The 16,886-nt window shown below is 76.0% G+C and carries 21 protein-coding genes; 9 read left to right on the top strand and 12 right to left on the bottom strand.

The features are described 5' to 3' along the window. Positions 1–5: 5 nt before the first annotated feature. The 3 genes from KPL60_RS30200 to KPL60_RS30190 all read left to right on the top strand — a co-directional run bounded on the left by KPL60_RS30200 (position 6) and on the right by KPL60_RS30190 (position 1,817). A complete protein-coding gene (locus tag KPL60_RS30200; RefSeq protein ID WP_226354229.1) occupies positions 6–638 on the top strand; it encodes a class I SAM-dependent methyltransferase in 633 nt (210 codons plus the stop codon). 14 nt (positions 639–652) lie between these two features. Continuing rightward, on the top strand, positions 653–1,036 hold the full coding sequence (locus KPL60_RS30195; RefSeq protein ID WP_226367916.1) for a hypothetical protein: 384 nt from the start codon (positions 653–655) through the stop codon (positions 1,034–1,036). 376 nt (positions 1,037–1,412) lie between these two features. Then, positions 1,413–1,817 carry a transglycosylase family protein gene (locus tag KPL60_RS30190; RefSeq protein WP_373324044.1) on the top strand — a complete coding sequence of 135 codons (405 nt, stop codon included), beginning with the start codon at positions 1,413–1,415 and terminating at the stop codon, positions 1,815–1,817. Positions 1,818–1,873: 56 nt separating this feature from the next. Here the strand turns inward: KPL60_RS30190 and KPL60_RS30185 are convergent, their stop codons facing one another. The 4 genes from KPL60_RS30185 to KPL60_RS30170 all read right to left on the bottom strand — a co-directional run bounded on the left by KPL60_RS30185 (position 1,874) and on the right by KPL60_RS30170 (position 5,457). Beyond that, positions 1,874–3,025 carry an acyl-CoA dehydrogenase family protein gene (locus KPL60_RS30185; RefSeq protein WP_226367915.1) on the bottom strand — a complete coding sequence of 384 codons (1,152 nt, stop codon included), beginning with the start codon at positions 3,023–3,025 and terminating at the stop codon, positions 1,874–1,876. Then, positions 3,022–4,032 (bottom strand): TIGR03617 family F420-dependent LLM class oxidoreductase, encoded by a 1,011-nt coding sequence (locus KPL60_RS30180; protein WP_226367914.1) that lies wholly within the window; start codon positions 4,030–4,032, stop codon positions 3,022–3,024. The genes KPL60_RS30185 and KPL60_RS30180 overlap by 4 nt, the downstream gene beginning before the upstream one ends. A 1-nt stretch (position 4,033) precedes the next feature. After that, positions 4,034–4,921 (bottom strand): alpha/beta fold hydrolase, encoded by an 888-nt coding sequence (locus KPL60_RS30175; RefSeq protein WP_226367913.1) that lies wholly within the window; start codon positions 4,919–4,921, stop codon positions 4,034–4,036. A 65-nt stretch (positions 4,922–4,986) separates the two neighbouring features. Beyond that, complete coding sequence (locus tag KPL60_RS30170; protein WP_226354224.1) at positions 4,987–5,457, bottom strand: MarR family winged helix-turn-helix transcriptional regulator; 471 nt, start codon at positions 5,455–5,457, stop codon at positions 4,987–4,989. 57 nt (positions 5,458–5,514) lie between these two features. On the opposite strand from KPL60_RS30170, the gene KPL60_RS30165 reads away from it, so the two are divergent. Continuing rightward, positions 5,515–6,366 carry an alpha/beta fold hydrolase gene (locus tag KPL60_RS30165; protein ID WP_226354223.1) on the top strand — a complete coding sequence of 284 codons (852 nt, stop codon included), beginning with the start codon at positions 5,515–5,517 and terminating at the stop codon, positions 6,364–6,366. Here the strand turns inward: KPL60_RS30165 and KPL60_RS30160 are convergent. Continuing rightward, positions 6,356–6,964: a class I SAM-dependent methyltransferase gene (locus KPL60_RS30160; protein WP_226367912.1), complete on the bottom strand. Its 609-nt coding sequence runs from the start codon at positions 6,962–6,964 to the stop codon at positions 6,356–6,358. The genes KPL60_RS30165 and KPL60_RS30160 overlap by 11 nt on opposite strands. A gap of 20 nt (positions 6,965–6,984) precedes the next feature. On the opposite strand from KPL60_RS30160, the gene KPL60_RS30155 reads away from it, so the two are divergent. After that, positions 6,985–7,698: an alpha/beta hydrolase gene (locus KPL60_RS30155; RefSeq protein ID WP_226367911.1), complete on the top strand. Its 714-nt coding sequence runs from the start codon at positions 6,985–6,987 to the stop codon at positions 7,696–7,698. Here the strand turns inward: KPL60_RS30155 and KPL60_RS30150 are convergent, their stop codons facing one another. The 3 genes from KPL60_RS30150 to KPL60_RS30140 form a co-directional block, all read right to left on the bottom strand. After that, entirely contained in the window at positions 7,699–8,616 is a 918-nt protein-coding gene (locus KPL60_RS30150; protein WP_226367910.1) for an alpha/beta hydrolase, read from the bottom strand. Between the two features lie 238 nt (positions 8,617–8,854). Further along, positions 8,855–10,975 (bottom strand): chorismate-binding protein, encoded by a 2,121-nt coding sequence (locus KPL60_RS30145; RefSeq protein WP_226367909.1) that lies wholly within the window; start codon positions 10,973–10,975, stop codon positions 8,855–8,857. 58 nt (positions 10,976–11,033) lie between these two features. Continuing rightward, positions 11,034–11,687 (bottom strand): nuclease-related domain-containing protein, encoded by a 654-nt coding sequence (locus tag KPL60_RS30140; protein WP_226367908.1) that lies wholly within the window; start codon positions 11,685–11,687, stop codon positions 11,034–11,036. Positions 11,688–11,760: 73 nt separating this feature from the next. Between KPL60_RS30140 and KPL60_RS30135 the strand changes: the two genes are divergently transcribed. Beyond that, positions 11,761–12,261, top strand: coding sequence for a DUF1992 domain-containing protein (locus KPL60_RS30135; protein WP_226367907.1), 501 nt, complete (start codon positions 11,761–11,763; stop codon positions 12,259–12,261). 57 nt (positions 12,262–12,318) lie between these two features. Here the strand turns inward: KPL60_RS30135 and KPL60_RS30130 are convergent, their stop codons facing one another. Genes KPL60_RS30130 through KPL60_RS30120 form a run of 4 tightly spaced genes read right to left on the bottom strand, consistent with a single transcriptional unit; the run spans position 12,319 to position 14,225 of the window. Continuing rightward, entirely contained in the window at positions 12,319–12,807 is a 489-nt protein-coding gene (locus KPL60_RS30130) for an SRPBCC family protein (RefSeq protein ID WP_308016859.1), read from the bottom strand. Beyond that, on the bottom strand, positions 12,797–13,123 hold the full coding sequence (locus KPL60_RS34945) for a helix-turn-helix transcriptional regulator (RefSeq protein ID WP_073575964.1): 327 nt from the start codon (positions 13,121–13,123) through the stop codon (positions 12,797–12,799). Before KPL60_RS34945 ends, KPL60_RS30130 begins: the two co-directional genes overlap by 11 nt. 8 nt (positions 13,124–13,131) lie before the next feature. Continuing rightward, positions 13,132–13,653 (bottom strand): hypothetical protein, encoded by a 522-nt coding sequence (locus KPL60_RS30125; protein WP_226367906.1) that lies wholly within the window; start codon positions 13,651–13,653, stop codon positions 13,132–13,134. Continuing rightward, a complete protein-coding gene (locus tag KPL60_RS30120; protein WP_226354215.1) occupies positions 13,650–14,225 on the bottom strand; it encodes a DUF1707 domain-containing protein in 576 nt (191 codons plus the stop codon). Before KPL60_RS30120 ends, KPL60_RS30125 begins: the two co-directional genes overlap by 4 nt. Positions 14,226–14,393: 168 nt before the next feature. Between KPL60_RS30120 and KPL60_RS34940 the strand changes: the two genes are divergently transcribed. Genes KPL60_RS34940 through aroQ form a run of 3 tightly spaced genes read left to right on the top strand, consistent with a single transcriptional unit; the run spans position 14,394 to position 16,886 of the window. Beyond that, a complete protein-coding gene (locus KPL60_RS34940) occupies positions 14,394–15,743 on the top strand; it encodes a sensor histidine kinase (protein ID WP_226354214.1) in 1,350 nt (449 codons plus the stop codon). Further along, positions 15,740–16,408 (top strand): response regulator transcription factor, encoded by a 669-nt coding sequence (locus KPL60_RS30110; RefSeq protein ID WP_226354213.1) that lies wholly within the window; start codon positions 15,740–15,742, stop codon positions 16,406–16,408. The genes KPL60_RS34940 and KPL60_RS30110 overlap by 4 nt, the downstream gene beginning before the upstream one ends. Positions 16,409–16,412: 4 nt before the next feature. Continuing rightward, complete coding sequence (aroQ, locus tag KPL60_RS30105; protein WP_226368272.1) at positions 16,413–16,886, top strand: type II 3-dehydroquinate dehydratase; 474 nt, start codon at positions 16,413–16,415, stop codon at positions 16,884–16,886.

Genomic DNA, 16,886 nt, shown 5'->3' with positions numbered 1-16,886 from the left:
GGGCGATGGCCACGAGCACCGGGGGCGACCCCCACCTGGAACGCGCCTACTCGCTGAGCGGCCCGGCCGACGCCCGGGCCCTCTACGACGAGTGGGCCCCCACCTACGACGCGGACCTCGCCGGCGAGACCCAGGGCTACGTCGCGCCCGCGGTCACCGCGGACGCCGTCGTCGCGGCCGCGGGCCCCGGCGGGGAGATCCTCGACGCCGGCTGCGGCACCGGGCTGGTCGGCGTCGCGCTCCGCGAGCGCGGCGCGACCACCGTCGACGGGATCGACCTGTCGACCGGAATGCTGGAGCGGGCCCGCGCCACCGGCGCCTACCGGGAGCTGCGCGAGGCCGACCTCACCGCCGCGCTCGCGCTGCCCGACGACTCCTACGACGTCGTCGTCTGCGTCGGGACGCTCACCCACGCCCACGTCGGGCCCTCGGCGCTGGCGGAGTTCACCCGGGTCGTGCGGCCGGGCGGGTACCTGGTCGCGACCGTCCTCGACGACGTCTGGGAGTCCGGGGGCTACCGTGCCGAGGTCGACCGGCTCGCCGCCGCCGACGTGTTCGAGGCCGTCTCGATCGAGGTCGCGCCCTACCGGTCCGGGCAGCAGGTCGACTGCCGCCTCCTGGTGCTGCGGGTGCGGTAGGTGAGGATGGACCCATGAGCGACGACCGCGGCCCGGTGACCGGGCGCCGGATCCTGACCGTGCTGCTGGTGCTCTCGGCCGCTGTGCACGTCCGGCTCGCGTTCGGCGCCGTGGGGCCGGTCCTGGCCGGGCTGGACGGGCTCGTCGCCGCGGCCGCCGTCGTGTCGCTGCTCCTGCTGCTGCGCCGGGCCGACGGCCCGGCGCTGCTCGCCTGTGCCGTCGCCGGCGGGCTCGGTGTCGCGCTGTTCCTCGTGCCCGGGCTCCTCGCCGTCGCGCAGGGGGTGAACTGGACCGCCTGGCTCGACGCGTGGGCGTTCGGCGGTCTGCTGCTCGACGCGATGGTCGTGCGGATCGCGGTGTTCACCCTGCGCCGGGCCGAGGGCGCGCCGCGCCGCTGACGCCGGTGGAACATCTCCGGATCGAAAGCATCGGCGCCTTCCCTGTCGGTTTCGTGATCGTGGAAATGTACTCCTGAGCTGCGACGACGTAATCGGTCGTTATCTCCGTGTGATACGTCACCGGCCGTCCGCTTGACCTGATCTCGGCCGGTCGGCGACCTTCGTGGTCGCTCCGGTCCACACGGGCCGGGCACGCACCGAAGCGCCGGAACCGCCACGCCACCACGGCCCCGTCCCGCGGTCCCCGGCCAGTCGACCTGCACGGACCGAGACGGGGCCGCGGGCCGCGAGTCCCCTCGCGACGACACCGGCACAGCGCTCCCCGCGCGACCGGCCCGCCCGGAAAGCCGTGGGTCCGGACCTCAGGTGATCAACAATGAGCAGCACGCGCATGTCCATCCGTGGGCGTTTCGTCGGAACTCTCGTCGCCGGTGTCCTGGCGTTCGGCGCTCCGCTCGCCCTCGCCGGGCCCGCGACGGCCGCCCCCGAGACCTCCGCCGCGGTCGCCCCCGCCGCCGTCGCGGTCCCCACGCAGTCCGTCGCGACCTCGACGTGGGACAAGCTCGCCCAGTGCGAGTCCAGCGGGAACTGGAACACCAACACCGGCAACGGCTTCTCCGGCGGCCTGCAGTTCACGCAGTCCACCTGGAAGGCCTTCGGCGGGTCGGGCAAGGCGCACAACGCCAGCAAGTCCGAGCAGATCCGCGTCGCCGAGAACGTCCTGGACGCCCAGGGCTGGAAGGCGTGGCCGGCCTGCTCCAAGAAGCTGGGCCTGCGGTAGTACGCGGCACGCACGGCGGCCGGTGACCCGCTCGGGTCACCGGCCGCCGTCGTGTGTCAGTAGCTGCGGGGCAGCCCGAGCACGTGCTCGGCGACGTGGTTGAGCACCATCTCCTGCGGCAGCGGTGCCAGGCGCATCAGGCGGGCCTCGGTGAAGTAGCGGCTCACGTCGTACTCGGTGGCGTAGCCGAACCCGCCGAGGGTCTGCACCGCCCGGTCCGCGGCGAAGAACGCGGCCTCGGCGGCCAGGAACTTCGCGGTGTTGGCCTGCTCGCCGCACGGCTCGCCCGCGTCGTAGCGGGCCGCGGCGTCGGCGATCACCAGTGCCGCCGCCTGGAGCCGCATGTGCGCCTCGGCCAGCGGGAACGCGATGCCCTGGTTCTGCCCGATCGGCCGCCCGAACACGGTGCGCTCCTTCGCGTAGGCGACGGCGGCGGCCAGCGCGGCCCGCCCGGTGCCCAGCGCCTCGGCGGCGATCAGGATCCGTTCCGGGTTGAGCCCGTCGAGGATCAGCCGGAAGCCGCGGCCCTCCTCGCCGACCAGGTCGGCGGCGTCGACGGGCAGGTCGTCGTAGACGACCTCGCAGGACACCACCGCGTTGCGGCCCAGCTTGTCGATCGGGGTGATCGTGACCTCGGGGCGCTGCAGGTCGGCGAGCAGCAGCGACAGCCCGTCGGTCCGCTTCGCCACCTCCACGCGCGGGGTGGTGCGCACCAGCAGCAGGACCTTGTCGCAGAACGGCGCCTTCGACGTCCACACCTTGCGCCCGCGGACCAGGTAGCGGTCGCCGTCGCGGCGGGCGGTCGTGGTGATCGCGGTGGTGTCGAGGCCCGCGTCGGGCTCGGTGACGCCGAACGCGACCTGCAGCGACCCGTCGGCGACCCGGGGCAGGTAGCGCCGCCGCATCTCCTCCGAGCCGTGCCGGACGACCGGGTTCATCCCGAAGACCGACAGGTGGATCGCCGACGCCCCGTTCATCGCCGCCCCGGACGCGGCGACCTCCTCCATCACCGCGGCGGCCTCGGAGATCCCGGCGCCCCCGCCGCCGTAGGCCTCGGGGATGGCGACGCCGATCCAGCCGCCGGCGGCCATCGCGTCGTGGAACTCCTGGGGGAACCGGTGCTCGCGGTCGCAGGTGCGCCAGTACTCCGCCCCGAAGCCGGAGCAGACCGCGCGGACCCCCTCCCGGATCTCCGGATGCGTGCTCACGCCGCGCGCAGCCGGGTGACGACGTCGAGCACCAGGGCGGGGTCGGCGTCGTAGGGGGTGTTGAGCGAGACCCGGTCGACGAGGCCGCGGTAGCGGTCCGCGACCTCGGACGCCACCCCGGCCGGGTCGCCCGCGACGGCGAACATGGCCAGCAGGTCGTCGTCGACCAGGCCGGCCATCTCGTCCCAGGCCTGCCGGCGCGACAGTCCGTTGAGCTCGTCGGCGAGCGCGCCGCGGCCGTGGTGCTCCAGCACCGGCTTGTACGGCGGGGTGGAGGCGTAGAAGGCGATCTGGCGGCGCACCCCGGCCTCGGCGACGGCCCGGGCCTCGGCGTCGGCGCCCAGGACGGCGAAGACCGGAAGGCAGACGTCGAAGCCGGTGAGGTCGTCGCGGCCGCGTCCGCGGCGCAGCGCGGGCAGCGTCACCTCCGCCAGGTACGACGGCGAGGTCAGCGAGTGCGCCAGCAGGCCGTCGGTGACCCGGCCCGCGACCTCGGTCATCCGCTCGCCGACCGCGGCCAGCATCACCGGCGGGATCCCGTGCGGGTTCGGCCCCGGTGAGAAGAACTCGGTCATCAGGGTGTGGGAGTAGAACTCGCCGCGGTGGTGCAGCCGGTCCCCGGTGGCCCAGGCGTCGAAGATCGCCCGCAGGGCGGAGACGAAGTCCTCCATCCGGGCCGCGGGGCGGCTCCACGGCATCCCGAACCGGCGCTCGATGTGCGGGCGGACCTGCGAGCCGAGCCCCAGGTCGAACCGGCCGCCGGAGAGCAGCTGCACGTCGTTGGCCTGGTAGGCCAGCGTCATCGGGTTGCGGGCGAAGGCGACCGCGATCGCCGACTGCAGCCGGATCCGGCTGGTCGCCCGGGCGGCCAGCGCCAGCGACACGAACGCGTCGTGCGAGGTCTCGGGGACCGACAGGGCGTCGTAGCCCTCGGCCTCCGCGGCGACGGCCGCCGCCTCGGTCTCGAGCGGGGAGGCGGAGAAGCCGCCGGTGGTGTCGACGCGCAACTCAGGCGCCCCGCCGCTGGGGGACGACACGGTCGAGCCAGGACAGCAGGTCCGCGACGATCTCCTCGCGGTTGGTCTCGTTGAACACCTCGTGCCGGGCACCCGGCCAGATCTTCAGCGTGACGTCCTGCAGCCCGGCCTCGGCGTAGCGCTCGGTCAGCGGCCGCACCAGGGCCAGCCCGGCGTTGACCGGGTCCTCGTCCCCGACGACGACGTACACCGGCAGCCCGCCCGCGATCCGCTTGAGCGTGGCGACCTCGCCGAGCGGCCGGGCGGCGGCGAACATCGCCTGCGTGCCGGGCAGGTCGAGGCCGAAGCCGCAGCGGGCGTCGGCGACGTAGGCGTCGACCTGCGCGGGGTCGCGGCTGAGCCACTCGAAACCGGTGCGCTGCTCGAACGGCGCGTTGAACGACGACAGGTCCAGCGGCGCGGACAGGTCCAGGCCCTGCTCCATCAGGTCGAGCAACGCGGTGCCGGACAGCACGACCGCGTCCGGCGGCGTCCCGTCGGCGACGAGGAACTGCTGCACGGCGAACGAGCCCATGCTGTGACCGAGCAGCACCAGCGGGGCGCCCGGGTGCTCGGCGCGGGCGTGCGCGGACAGCAGTCCGATGTCGCTGACCAGCTGCCCCCAGCCGTCGTCGCCGAGGACGCCGAAGTTCTCGGGCCCACCCGCGGTGGCGCCGTGACCGCGGTGGTCCTGGGCGTAGACGGCGAAGCCGCGGGCGGTCAGCGCGTCGGCGAGGGCGACGTAGCGCAGGGCGTGCTCGCCCATGCCGTGGGTGATCTGGACGATCCCGCGCACCGGGTCGCCCGCGGCGGCGGGGAGCCAGCGGTAGGCGGTGACGGCGGCGCCGTCGCGGCCGGAGAAGGTGAACGTGTCGGACATGCGTGGGCACCGCCAGTGGTGAGGGGTCGATCTCGGTCGGATCGTGCGTCACGGGGCCGGGGCGGTCAATGCTCAGGCCCGATCCCGGGTTCGATCTCGGCCAGGTCGGCGACCATCGCCGCCAGGACGCGCAACGTGGCGTCGACGTCGCCGGGCCGCAGCCGCGCGGCGACCGCCCGCAGCCGGGCGTGCTCGCGCCCGACGACGTCGTCGATGACCGCCCGGCCCGCCGCGGTGGCGGCGACGAGCTTGGACCGCCGGTGGCGGGGGTTCTCGGTCCGCTCGACCAGGCCGGCGGCGAGGGCGTCGTCGACCATGCGCTGCACGAACTGACGGCTCAGTGACTGCGACCGGCCGATCTCCGGCACGGTCATCGGTCCGTGGCGGCGCAGCTGGTCGAGCACCGCACGCACGCCGGCGGACATCCGGTTGTCCGGCTCCGCCTCCTCGACCTCGCGCAGCACCCGCCGATACAGGGGCCCCACCAGCACGTACACCTCGGCGAGCTGCTCGGCGGCCCGGTCGACATCGGTCACCACCGCAGTATGACACCTCAGTTGTCATTCTCTGTGTGCTATGACACCTTGGTTGTCATGACACTCACGCTCGCCCAGGCCACCGTCCCGACGTTCCTGACCGTGCCGGGCGTCCGGATCGCCTACCGCGACACCGGTCCGCACCCCGGCGGGCTGCCCCCGCTGGTCCTGCTGCACGGCGGTGCGCTCGACGGCCGGATGTGGGCCCGGCAGGTCGCCGCGCTCTCCGACCGGCACCGGGTCGTCGTCCCGGACGCCCGCGGGCACGGTGCCTCGTCCGACCCCGGCCCCGAGGGGTACCGCCCGCACGACGACGTCGCGGCGCTGCTCGAGCACCTGGACCTGGGCCCGGCGGTCCTGGTGGGGCTGTCGATGGGGGCGCGGACCGCGTTCGACACCGCGCTGGAGCGCCCGGACCTCGTCGACCGGGTCGTGGTCTGCGGGGCCGGAGCCGGGGAGCCGGCCTGGACGGACCCGTGGATGCTCGACACCATGGCCCGCTGGGAGCAGGCCCGTATCGACCTCGACGCCGAGCGGTGGATCGCGGTCTTCCTGGAGTTCGTGCCCGGCCCGTACCGCACGGCCGCCGACGTCGACCCTGCCGTGCTCGCCGAGGTCCGGCTGATGGCCGTGGACCTGCTCGCCCACCACCTGCCCGCGGACCCGGCCGCGCCGCCGCCGCCGATCGGTTTCCTCGACGACGCCCTCGCCCGCACCCGGAACCTGGCGGTGCCGCTGCTCGGGATCGTCGGCGACCTGGACTCCGAGGGCCACCGGCGGATCGTCGCCGACACGGTCGCGGCCGTGCCGGACGGCCGGCTCGTGACGCTGCCGGGGACCGCGCACTACCCGAACATGGAGTGCCCGGCGGAGTTCGAGCGGGCGGTGACCGAGTTCCTCAGCCGGTAGGGGTGCGGGCCCACACCGCGTACAGCGGATCCCCGGGCGCGCCGCAGTCGCGGGCCGAGGGGGCGTCGAACGCGCCGCTGCGCCGGAAGTACTCCCCGACGATCGCGACCCGCGTCCTGTCGTCGGAGGCGAGCCAGCCGCGGACCGCCTTGGTCGGGAAGCAGCGGTTCGAGAACGTGGCGGCGAACAACCCGCCCGGCACCAGCACCCGTCCCACCTCGGCGAACACCGCGACCGGGTCGGTCAGGTAGTCGACCGAGACGGTGCAGACGCAGGCGTCGAACGCGGCGTCGGCGAAGGGGAGCACCGGGTCGGCGTTGAGGTCGTGGCGGACGGCCTCGTGGGCCATCTCGTTGGCGGCGAGCTCGGCCCGGTTCATGCCCAGCACGGTCAGGTGCTCCGGGCGGCGCGGCAGGTGCGACACCCACGACGACATCAGGTCCAGCACCCGGCCGGTGGTGCCGATCTCGTCGTAGAACGCCGACGCGGCGGCGATCGCGCCCTCGTCGATGTGCTGGACGAAGCGCGGGGGCAGGTAGAACTCGCGGTCGTCGACCGGGTCGGCGCGGTCGAAGAAGCCGTCGGGGAAATCGCTCATCGTCGTGGAAGTCTGCCGTCATGACGACGTTCGTGCTGGTCCACGGCGCCTGGGGTGGCGCCCACTCCTTCCACCTGGTGCGTCCGCTGCTGCGCGCGTCCGGCCACGACGTGGTGACGCCCGCGCTCACCGGCATCGGGGAGCGCTCGCACCTGGCGGGGCCGTGGATCGACCTGTCCGTGCACGTGCGCGACGTGGTCAACGCCGTGCTCTACGAGGACCTGCGCGACATCGTGCTGCTCGGGTTCTCCTACGGCGGCATGGTCGTCACCGGGGCGCTCGACGAGATCGGTGACCGTGTCCGCGAGCTGGTCTACCTCGACGCGTTCGTCCCCGCCGACGGCGAGTCCGCGCTGGACCTGGCGCCCGGCCTCGCCGGCGCGGTGCCGGCGCCGGGCGCACCGGGACTGGGGTCGTCGTGGCTGGTCCCGGGCCCGGAGCGGCACTACGACGACCCGGCCGAGGCCGCGTGGTCGGCGCCGCGACGCTCCCCGCAGCCGGTCCGCACGCTCACCGAGCCGGTGCGGCTGTCCCGGCCGCTGGAGCAGTGGCCGTGCGGCCGGACGTTCGTGCGGGCGACCCGGGAGGACGTCGCGGGCGGGCCGTTCACCGCGGCTGCCGACCGCGCCCGGACCTCCGACGCCTGGCGCTACGCCGAGATCGACACCCACCACCTGGTGCCGCAGAACCGGCCCCGCGAGCTGGCCGCGCTGCTGCTGGACCTGGCCGGGTGATCAGCCGCCGAGCGCGCCGCGCAGCCAGGCGACCGAGCGTCCGGTGAAGTCGTCGGCGAGCGCGACGCCCTTGCCCCAGCCGTCGAAGCCGTGCGGGGCGCCGGGGACGACGTCGAGCTCGACCGGCACCCCGGCCTCCCGCAGCCGCCGCGCGTAGGTGATGTCCTCGTCGTGGAACAGGTCGACGTCGCCGACGCCGATCCACGTGGGCGGCAGCCCGGACAGGTCGGCGCGACGGGCGGGCACCGCGTACGGGGCGGGCTCGCCGGTCCCGGGCGGGCGCCCCAGGTAGGCCCGCCAGCCGACCTCGTTGTTGCGGTTGTTCCACACCCGGTGCGGGGGCCGGTCGAGCTCGCGACGGGCGGCGGTGCGGTCGTCGAGCATCGGGTAGACCAGCCACTGCGCGACCGGCTGCGGTCCGCCCTCGTCGTGCAGGCGCTGGACCAGCGGGGCGGCCAGGCAGCCCCCGGCGCTCGCCCCGCCGACGGCGATCCGCGCCGGGTCGACCTCCAGCCGGTCGGCGGCGTCGCGCAGCCAGGTCCAGCCGGCGTGGCAGTCGTCGAGCGCGGCCGGGAACGGATCACCGGGCGCGAGCCGGTAGTCCACCGAGACGACGACGATCCCCAGGTCCGCGGCGAGCTCGCCGCACCGCACGTCGTCGATCATGGGGGAGCCCAGTACGAGGCCGCCGCCGTGGAACCACAGCAGCGCCGCGGGGGTCGTGCGGTGGTCGGGGACGTGCACGCGCAGCAGCGGCGGGCCCGGGTGGGTGGTGGACCGGACCCCGTCGACGGCGGCGGGCCTGCCGCGCCGGGACAGCCGCTGCAGCAGGCGCAGCAGCCGGGGGCGGTGCAGCGGGATCGGTGGGACCCACCGCAGGGGGCGACGCAGCTCGGCGGCGATCCGGTCGGTGCTCACGACCCGATCCTGCCGGTGCGGGCCGACCTCGCACACCTTCTGAGGACCTCGCACCGTCTGCAGGGGCTGCGAGGTGCGGGGAACCGGTGCGAGGTCGTGCGGTCCGTGGCCGGCGGGGCGCTGGCGGTCGCGCTGCCGGTCGCGCTGCCGGTCGCGCTGCCGGTCGCGGTGCCGGGCGGGGGCCGCGGGGCGGTACCGGCGGTCGCGCGGGGAGGCGGTGTGGTGGCGCGGCGCTCGGTCAGCGCGACAGCGTCGCGGCGAGGCGGTGGGTCAGCGGGTCCGGGGCCGCCCACGCGGCGACGGTGTGGCCGTCGTCCTCGACCCGGCGCACCCACTGCACCCCGCGCAGCGCGTTGACCAGCAGGAACCCGTCGGCCTCGGCGAGCGCGGCCAGGGGCAGCGGGGCGATCCGCACGGCGCCGGGGCCCAGCACGTCGAGCAGCGCGCGGCGGCCGGTGCCGGGCAGGATGCGGCCGTCGAGCGGGGGGACCCACAGCCGCCCCCGGTGCACGGCGGCGACGGCGGAACGCGTCGTCTCCAGCACCAGGCCCGCCGGGTCGCACAGCAGCGGCGCACCGTCCCCGACCTCGGCCTCGTGGGCGTCGAGCCAGCGGCGGTCGGCGAACTTGTGGGACTCGCCGTCGGTGCCGCGCCGGACGACGGCGACCACCCCGCCCTGCGCGTCGAGCGGGACCGGTCCGGACCAGGGGACCGCGCGCACGGTGACCCGCGACGGGTCGTCCGGCGTCGCCTCGACCCGGACCCGGTGGTGCCCGGCCAGTCCGGCGACGGCCGCGGCGACCTCGGTCTCGACCCGCGCGTCGAGGGGCCGGCCGGTGACCGCGAGGTAGGAGCGGCGCAGCCGGGCGGCGTGCTCGCCGACCCGGCGGGCCCGGCCGTCGACGCAGGCCAGCGTCTCGAACAGGCCCGCGGCCCGGTCGGCGGGTCGGGCGACGGGCGGCCGGACCGGCCGGGGCGGGCCGTCCAGCGCGGCCAGGACCGGGGCCGCCTTGGTCAGGACCTCGCCGAACTCCTCCGCCGGGTCGGAGTCGACGGTGATGCCCCCGCCGACGCCGAGCCGGCCGGTGCGGCTGCCGCCGGGCCCGGCGGGGCCGAGGTCGAGGGTGCGGATCGCGACGTTCAGCTCCAGCCCGGCCAGCGGGCTCACCCCGCCGACGGCGCCGGTGAACAGCCCGCGGTCGCCGTCCTCGCAGTCGGCGATCACCTCGCAGGCCCGGATCTTCGGCGCGCCGGTGACCGAGCCCGGCGGGAACGTGGCGGTGAGCAGGTCGGCGTCGGTGACGTCGTCGCGCAGCGTCGCGTGCACCCGCGACACCAGGTGCCACACCCCCGGATGCGGTTCGACGGCGAGCAGCCGCCCCGGCCGTACCCCGCCGGGCCGTGCGACCCGGGCCAGGTCGTTGCGCATCAGGTCGACGATCATCACGTTCTCGGCGGCGTCCTTCACCGAGGCGCCGAGCCGCGCGCGTTCGGCGTCGTCGGCGTCGCCACCGGTGCGCGGCCGGGTGCCCTTGATCGGCGCGGTGGTGACCCGGTCTCCGGCACGGTGCAGGAACAGCTCCGGGCTCGCGCCCACCGCCGCCCGCTCCGGCGTCACGACGAGTGCGGCGCGGGCCGGTGCGACCGGCTCGACGAGCCGGGCCCACGCCTCGTGCGGGTCGCCGTCGAGCCGCACCTCCAGCCGGGTCGCGATGTTGGCCTGGAAGATCTCGCCGCGGCGGATCTCGGTGACGCACCGCTCGACCGCGGCCAGGTGCGCGTCGCGGTCGGGCCACCGGGTGACCGCGATCCGGGCCGTCCGGTCCGGCGCCGGGCGGGCGAGGTCGGCGCACAGCTGCGCGTACCGGCGCTCGGCCGAGCCGGTGTCGGGGTGCACCGCACCGGGGTGGTCCGGCAGGCCCGGTAGCGGGGTTCCGCCGGCGACCAGCGCCTCGAACCACCAGCGCTCGCCGTCGTGCCGCAGCACGTCGCGGTACCAGGACAGCGCCGCCGTCGGCCGCACACCGGGCGGGGCGTGGTCCAGGAGCCCGAACCAGCCGCCACCGACGGCCCCGCCGGTCCCCGCGTCCGTCCCGGCGCCCGGGCCCGCGACCGGGCTCGCCTCCGGGCCGGCGGACCGTGGCGGCGCGTCCAGCACGGCGAACGGGTCGGCCCCGTCCGGCGCGGTGAGCACCGGGTCGGTGGCGACCAGCGCCCCCCACGACCAGCTCCCGCCGAAGGCGACCAGCCGCGGCCGGTGGGCCAGCCGGCGCACCGCCGCCGCCACCCCGGACGGTGCGACGCCGTCCGGGACCGGGACACGGTGCAGCCCGGTCCGGGCCGGGGCGGTCGAGGTCACCGGGAGAGCATGCTGATCCGGCCCCGCGCGGGGAAGGCGCCGTGACCCGGCGCACGCCTCACCCCCAGCTCTCCGGGCGCCGGGCGACGGCGTGGATCCGCTCCACCTCCCGTGGGCCGAGCACCGGGGTCAGCCCACGCAGGGCGTACACCAGCGCGCCCTCGGTGGCGACCACGACGTCGTCGGGCCAGCGGCGTACCCGGAGCGGGGCCCCGACCAGCGCGATCACCGGGCGGACCGGCGTCGACGCGGCGGCCCCGAGCCGGGGGAGCAGCAGCTCGCGGACCCGCTGCGCCTCGGCCCGGGCCCGCGGCACCGCGTCCGTGGCCGTCCCCGCGACGACCAGCCGCTCGCCGTCGAGCAGCAGGGAGCGGCCGCGGTGGTGGCGGGTGTCGATGACGCAGATGCCGGGTGGCCCGATCAGGACGTGGTCGAGGTCGGCGGCGCCGCCGTCGAGCGGGACCGAGTGCAGGACCTGCCACGCCGCGGGCCTGCCGAGCAGCCGGTCCCGGCGGGTCCGCCCCGTCAGCGCGGTCAGCAGGTGTGCGGTGCGCTGCTCGCCGTCGGCGCCGAGGCGCCAGTTGCGGTCGGGGAACCCCGCTCTCCGCTGCTGCGCGGCGACGTGCCCCACCCGCCGGCCGGGGTAGTGGCGCGCCAGGTCCAGCGCGCGGGAACGGTCGGTCGTGGGGGCTGTCGCGGGTGTCGTCGTCATGGCGCGGAGTGTGCACCCGACCACCGACAGGAAAGGGCGCTCGCCGGTAACCTCGCGACGGGGTGGTGCAGCCATGAACGGTGTGGACCCGCGGTTCGAGTCACCGGTCGACCGGACGATCCGGGAGGCCGTCGAGCGGGGCGACTTCGACGACCTGCCCGGCAAGGGCAAGCCGTTGCCCGGCGCGGGACGGATCGGCCCGGTCGACGAGAACTGGTGGATCCGCGGCTACCTGGAGCGGGAGGGCGTCCCGGGCGACGCGATGCTGCCGCCGTCGATCCAGCTGCGCAAGGAGCTGGACCGGATCGACGAGACCGTCACCCGCTTCGTCGACGAGCGCCGCGTGCGCGAGCACGTCGAGGAGGTCAACTCCCGGGTCGTCGATTACATGCGCCACCCGATGGGCCCGCGCGTGCCGATCCGCAGGCTCGACGCCGACGAGGTCGTCGCGCGCTGGCACGCGGCCCGGGAGCGACGGCGGGCCGCCGCCCGGCCCGCCGCGCCGCCGCCCGCCACCGCGGAGCCCGCGCCGGGGGCCCGCCGTGGCTGGTGGGCCCGCCTGTTCGGCCGCTGAGAGCCGTCGGGGACCCTCCGGCCCGGAGACCACCGGGCGACAGGTCCGCGCGCGGACTCACCGGGCGTGCGTCGCCGGTGTCCGTGGCGCGAAGTGACCGGGGGAGGCCAGCGGCCGGTCGGTCTCCAGCAGCGTCTTGAGCGCGGACAGGATCGCGGGCCAGCCCTCGCCGACGTCGCGGACGTCCTGCGCGCCCTGCTCGTCGTCGGTGAAACCGGTGTGGACGACCTGCAGCTTCACCGCCTCGTCGCCGAACGGGGAGACCGCGAACTCGACGACGGTCGGCGGCCGCCCCGCGGCCTGTTCGGCGCGGCCGGTGAAGGTGTAGGACAGCCGGTGCGGCGGCTCGACGGCGAGGATCTCGCCGATGAAGTCGTCGCGGTCGGGATGGACCGCCTCCAGCGGGCTCCCGACCCGCCAGTCCGAGGTCAGCTCCGCGCCGCCCCAGTACTGCATGGTGAACGCGGGCGTGGTCAGCGCCCGGAACACCTGCTCGGCGGTGCTGCGGATGTAGGTCGTGTAGACGAACCTGCGCTCACTGCTCATCGTGCTCCTCCAGCGCCGCGCGCAGGGCGGTGACCGCCTGCACCCGGCTGCGCTCGAACTTCCCGATCCACCGGTCGTGGATCTCCTGGATGGGGACCGGGTCGAGGTGGTGGAGCTTCTCCCGGCCGCGACGCAGGGTCGTCACCAGCCCGGCCGCCTCCAGCTGCGCGAGGTGCTTGGACACGGCCTGCCGGCTCATGTCCAGTCCCTCGCACAGTGCGCCGAGCGTCGACTCGCCCTGCTCGTGCAACCGGTCGAGGATGCGCCGCCGCGTCGGGTCCGCGAGTGCGCGGAAGACGGCGTCCACGTCGGTCACGCGGCCAATTATGCAACCATTCGGTTGCCTGTCAACCGCTGCCGGGACAGCCGTCCGCCGGGCTTCTCCACCGACAGCACCGTCGCGCCCAGCAGCATCACCTGGTGCAGCACCGACGCCGCGACCAGCAGCGGCAGGACCGACCGGTCCCCGGCCGCGGCGGTGTCGACCCACCCGGTGGTGAGCGCGAGCGACGAGACGATCACCGCCAGCGCCAGCACGGTCTTCGCGACGACCCAGCGGTACCGGAACAGCCCCCACGCCGTTCCGAGACCGAGGGCCGCCCCGCTGAGGACGGTGCCGACGGCGAGGAACGGGATCATCCCGTTCCCGACGGTGCCCATCACCGCGACGGCGAACCCGGCGTCGGTGCCCTGCAGCAGCACCGCCACGGGCAGCACCAGCATCACCAGCGACGCGCCGGTCCAGGCCACCGCGAGCAGCACGTGCACCGTCCGCAGCGCGGCCCGCGGGCGCCGGGCGAGCCGCCGCGGTGCGGTCCGTCCGGCCCGCTCGGCGACGGCGGTCACCGCAGTTCCTCGGGCAGCTCCTCGTCCGGCGACGCCTCGCGCTCGGCCCGCCGGGAGTGCACGAACAGGATCAGGCCCAGCCAGAACGCCGGCCCGATCGGGACGAACAGCGGCGCCGGGCCGAGCACCGCGCCCAGCACCAGCAGGAGCAGCACGGCGACGGTCACCCCGGCGTGGATCCGCAGGTTGCGCTGCGCGCGGGGGGTGAGCGGACCGCGCCGGGGGCGACGCGGGCGCGGCGGGCGGGGCAGCCCGGCGAGCAGCGGGACGAGCTCGTCGCGGGTGCGGGCGGCGTAGGCGGCGGCCTGCCGCTCGTCGGACTCGGCGAGGGTCAGGCGCCCCTCGGCGGCGGCCGTCCGCAGCCGGGCGGTGACGTGCTCGCGCTCGGCGTCCGAGGCGAGCAGGGCGTCGGACCGGGGCGGGAGGCCGCCCGCGGTCGTCGCCGTGGGCGCGGTCGGGGCCGTGTCGGCCGGGAGCGGTGTGGCGGGGGACGGTGTGGCGGAGGACGGTGCGGCCGGTGCCGGTGCGGTGGCCGGTCCGGGTGCGGGACGGGTGTCCGGAGTCGCTGTCATGACGGCCAGCGTCGCCGTGCCGAGGGGGCGCGCGCGTCCGCCCGCGGTCGCCGATCCCGCTGCCGCCCCCGGGGAAGGAGCGGCCGCCCGCGTACTCCCGCGGGTGTACGGCACCGGTCACCGTCCGGACGACGACCGCTGTCGGTGCCCCGGTCTACGGTGTCCCGCGTGCCCGCCGACCGACGTCCGAGGTGGGGCGGGATCGCGCGGATCCTCGTCCCCGCGCTGGTCGTCGGCCTGTTCACCGTGGGCGGGACGGCGTTCTACGCCGTCCGCAGCGCGCAGTACCCGGACCCGGACACGACGGCGCTCCCGCTCGACGGGCTCGCCGCCGTGCTGCTCGCGGTGGGGCCGGTCGCGCTGCTGTTCCGGCACCTGAACCGGGTCGTGGCGCTCGCGGTGTGCGCGGCCGCGGTCGTCGTCTACCTGGGCCTGGGGTACCCGCTGCTGGGGCCGCTGGGGTTCGCGTTCGCCGTGGCGCTGGTGTCCGCGGTCGCCGCGGGGCGCCACCACCGGGCGCTCGCGGTGCTCGTCGTCGCGCTGGCCGTGCTGGCCGGGTGGCTGCTCGTGACCGGGCGGCCGATCCCGTGGCCGGCGACCGCGCCGGTGCTGGCCTGGCTGGCGGCGCTCGTCGCGGGCGGCGCCCTGTGGCGGGTCCGGCGCGAGCGCACGGCGCAGGCCCGGCGGGCCGCCGAGGCCGAGCGTCGGCGCAGCGCCGACGCCGAACGGCTGCGCATCGCCCAGGAGCTGCACGACGTGCTGGGCCACCACGTCTCCCTGATCAACGTGCAGGCCGGGGTCGCGCTCTACCTGATGGACGACGACCCGGAGCAGGCCCGCACCGCGCTCACCGAGATCAAGCGGGCCAGCCGCGACCTGCTGCGCGAGATGCGCTCCACCCTCGGCGTGCTGCGCGGGGTCGACGAGCAGGCACCGCGTGCGCCCACCCCCGGCCTGGACCGGCTCGACGCGCTGCTCGACGAGGTGCGCGTCGCGGGGCTGCCGGTGCACCGCGGCACCGAGGGGACCCCGCGGCCGCTGCCGACCGGGGTGGACCTGGCCGCGTACCGGATCGTGCAGGAGTCGCTGACCAACACGCGTCGGCACGCGGGGGCGGGCACCGCGGTGGTCACCCTCCGGTTCGGCGACGACGCGCTGGACCTGACCGTCGACGACGACGGTGCCGGCCCGGCGCCCGGCGCGGTGGACGGCACGGGGCTGACCGGCATGCGCGAGCGCGCGCGCTCGGTCGGCGGGACCCTGGAGGCGGGGCCGGGCCCGGAGCGGGGCTTCCGGGTGCACGCCCACCTGCCCGCGCCCCCGGCCGACCGCGCCGCCCCGGACGACCCCACCGTTCCGGGCGCCCCCGCCGCTCCGGCCGACGCCCCCGCCTCGGACGCCGCCGCCCCGGACCGTGCTGCCCCGGACGCCCGGCCGCACGTGGAACCGGCTGCGACCGGACGGGTGGGGTCGACCGGGGCGACCGACCGCCCCACGACCCCGGGAGCCGACAGGTGATCCGCGTCCTGCTCGCCGACGACCAGGCGCTCGTCCGCTCCGGGTTCCGCGCCCTGCTCGGTTCCCAGCCCGACCTGGACGTGGTCGCCGAGGCCGCCGACGGCGCACAGGCCGTCACCGCGGCCCGCGAGCACCACCCGGACGTCGTCCTCATGGACATCCGCATGCCCGGCACCGACGGCATCACCGCGACCCGGGAGATCACCGACGACCCGGACCTCGCCGGCACCCGGGTGGTCGTCCTGACCACCTTCACCGACGACTCCTACGTCTTCGACGCGATCCGCGGCGGCGCCAGCGGCTTCCTGGTCAAGGACTCCGAACCGGCCGACCTCATCCACGCCATCCGGGTCGTCCACAGCGGGGAGGCCCTGCTCGCCCCGGCGGTCACCCGCACCCTGATCGCCGAGTTCGCGGCGCGCTCCCGGGGCGGCCCCGACGGCGCGGTCCGGCTCGGCGAGCTCACCGACCGCGAGCGGGAGGTCCTCGCCGAGGTCGCGGCCGGGCTGTCCAACGACGAGATCGCCGCCCGCCTGCACATGAGCCCGACGACGGCGAAGACCCACGTCAGCCGCACGATGACCAAGCTCGGCGCCCGGGACCGCGCGCAGCTGGTCGTACTGGCCTACGAGTCGGGCCTGGTCCGCCCCGGCTGGCGCGGCTGAGAGGATCGCGGGCGTGACCACCGTCTTCGTGTTCAACGGCCCGAACCTCAACCTGCTCGGGACCCGCAAGCCGGAGGTGTACGGGACCACCGTGCTCGCCGACGTCGAGGCGCTGTGCCGGGAGTCGGCCGCCGCGCACCATCTCGAGCTGGACTTCCGCCAGACCAACCACGAGGGCGTCCTCGTCGACTGGATCCACGAGGCCGGTGCCGCGGTGAAGCGCGGCGACGCGGTCGGCCTGGTCCTCAACGCCGCCGCCTACACCCACACCTCGGTCGCGCTGCACGACGCGATCGAGGGCGCCGAGCTCCCCACGGTCGAGGTGCACATCTCCAACGTGCACGGCCGCGAGGCCTTCCGGCACCACTCGTTCGTCTCGCCGGTGGCGGCCGGGATCGTCGTCGGGTTCGGCGTCGACGGCTACGCACTCGCCATCGACGGGCTCGTCCGCAAGGCGCGCCCGCTGCGCGCGGTCTGA

This window comes from Pseudonocardia sp. ICBG162 (assembly GCF_020496225.1).
Classification (GTDB): Bacteria; Actinomycetota; Actinomycetes; order Mycobacteriales; family Pseudonocardiaceae; genus Pseudonocardia; species Pseudonocardia alni.
This window is presented reverse-complemented; position numbering and strand designations above follow the sequence as displayed.

What these genes read in the sequence shown, in the direction of transcription:
- KPL60_RS30200 (WP_226354229.1), top strand. Translation starts at nt 6, where the DNA reads ATGGCCACGAGCACCGGGGGCGACCCCCACCTGGAACGCGCCTACTCG.
- KPL60_RS30195 (WP_226367916.1), top strand. Translation starts at nt 653, where the DNA reads ATGAGCGACGACCGCGGCCCGGTGACCGGGCGCCGGATCCTGACCGTG.
- KPL60_RS30190 (WP_373324044.1), top strand. Translation starts at nt 1,413, where the DNA reads ATGAGCAGCACGCGCATGTCCATCCGTGGGCGTTTCGTCGGAACTCTC.
- KPL60_RS30175 (WP_226367913.1), bottom strand. Translation starts at nt 4,921, where the DNA reads ATGTCCGACACGTTCACCTTCTCCGGCCGCGACGGCGCCGCCGTCACC.
- KPL60_RS30165 (WP_226354223.1), top strand. Translation starts at nt 5,515, where the DNA reads ATGACACTCACGCTCGCCCAGGCCACCGTCCCGACGTTCCTGACCGTG.
- KPL60_RS30160 (WP_226367912.1), bottom strand. Translation starts at nt 6,964, where the DNA reads ATGAGCGATTTCCCCGACGGCTTCTTCGACCGCGCCGACCCGGTCGAC.
- KPL60_RS30155 (WP_226367911.1), top strand. Translation starts at nt 6,985, where the DNA reads ATGACGACGTTCGTGCTGGTCCACGGCGCCTGGGGTGGCGCCCACTCC.
- KPL60_RS30140 (WP_226367908.1), bottom strand. Translation starts at nt 11,687, where the DNA reads ATGACGACGACACCCGCGACAGCCCCCACGACCGACCGTTCCCGCGCG.
- KPL60_RS30135 (WP_226367907.1), top strand. Translation starts at nt 11,761, where the DNA reads ATGAACGGTGTGGACCCGCGGTTCGAGTCACCGGTCGACCGGACGATC.
- KPL60_RS30130 (WP_308016859.1), bottom strand. Translation starts at nt 12,807, where the DNA reads ATGAGCAGTGAGCGCAGGTTCGTCTACACGACCTACATCCGCAGCACC.
- KPL60_RS30120 (WP_226354215.1), bottom strand. Translation starts at nt 14,225, where the DNA reads ATGACAGCGACTCCGGACACCCGTCCCGCACCCGGACCGGCCACCGCA.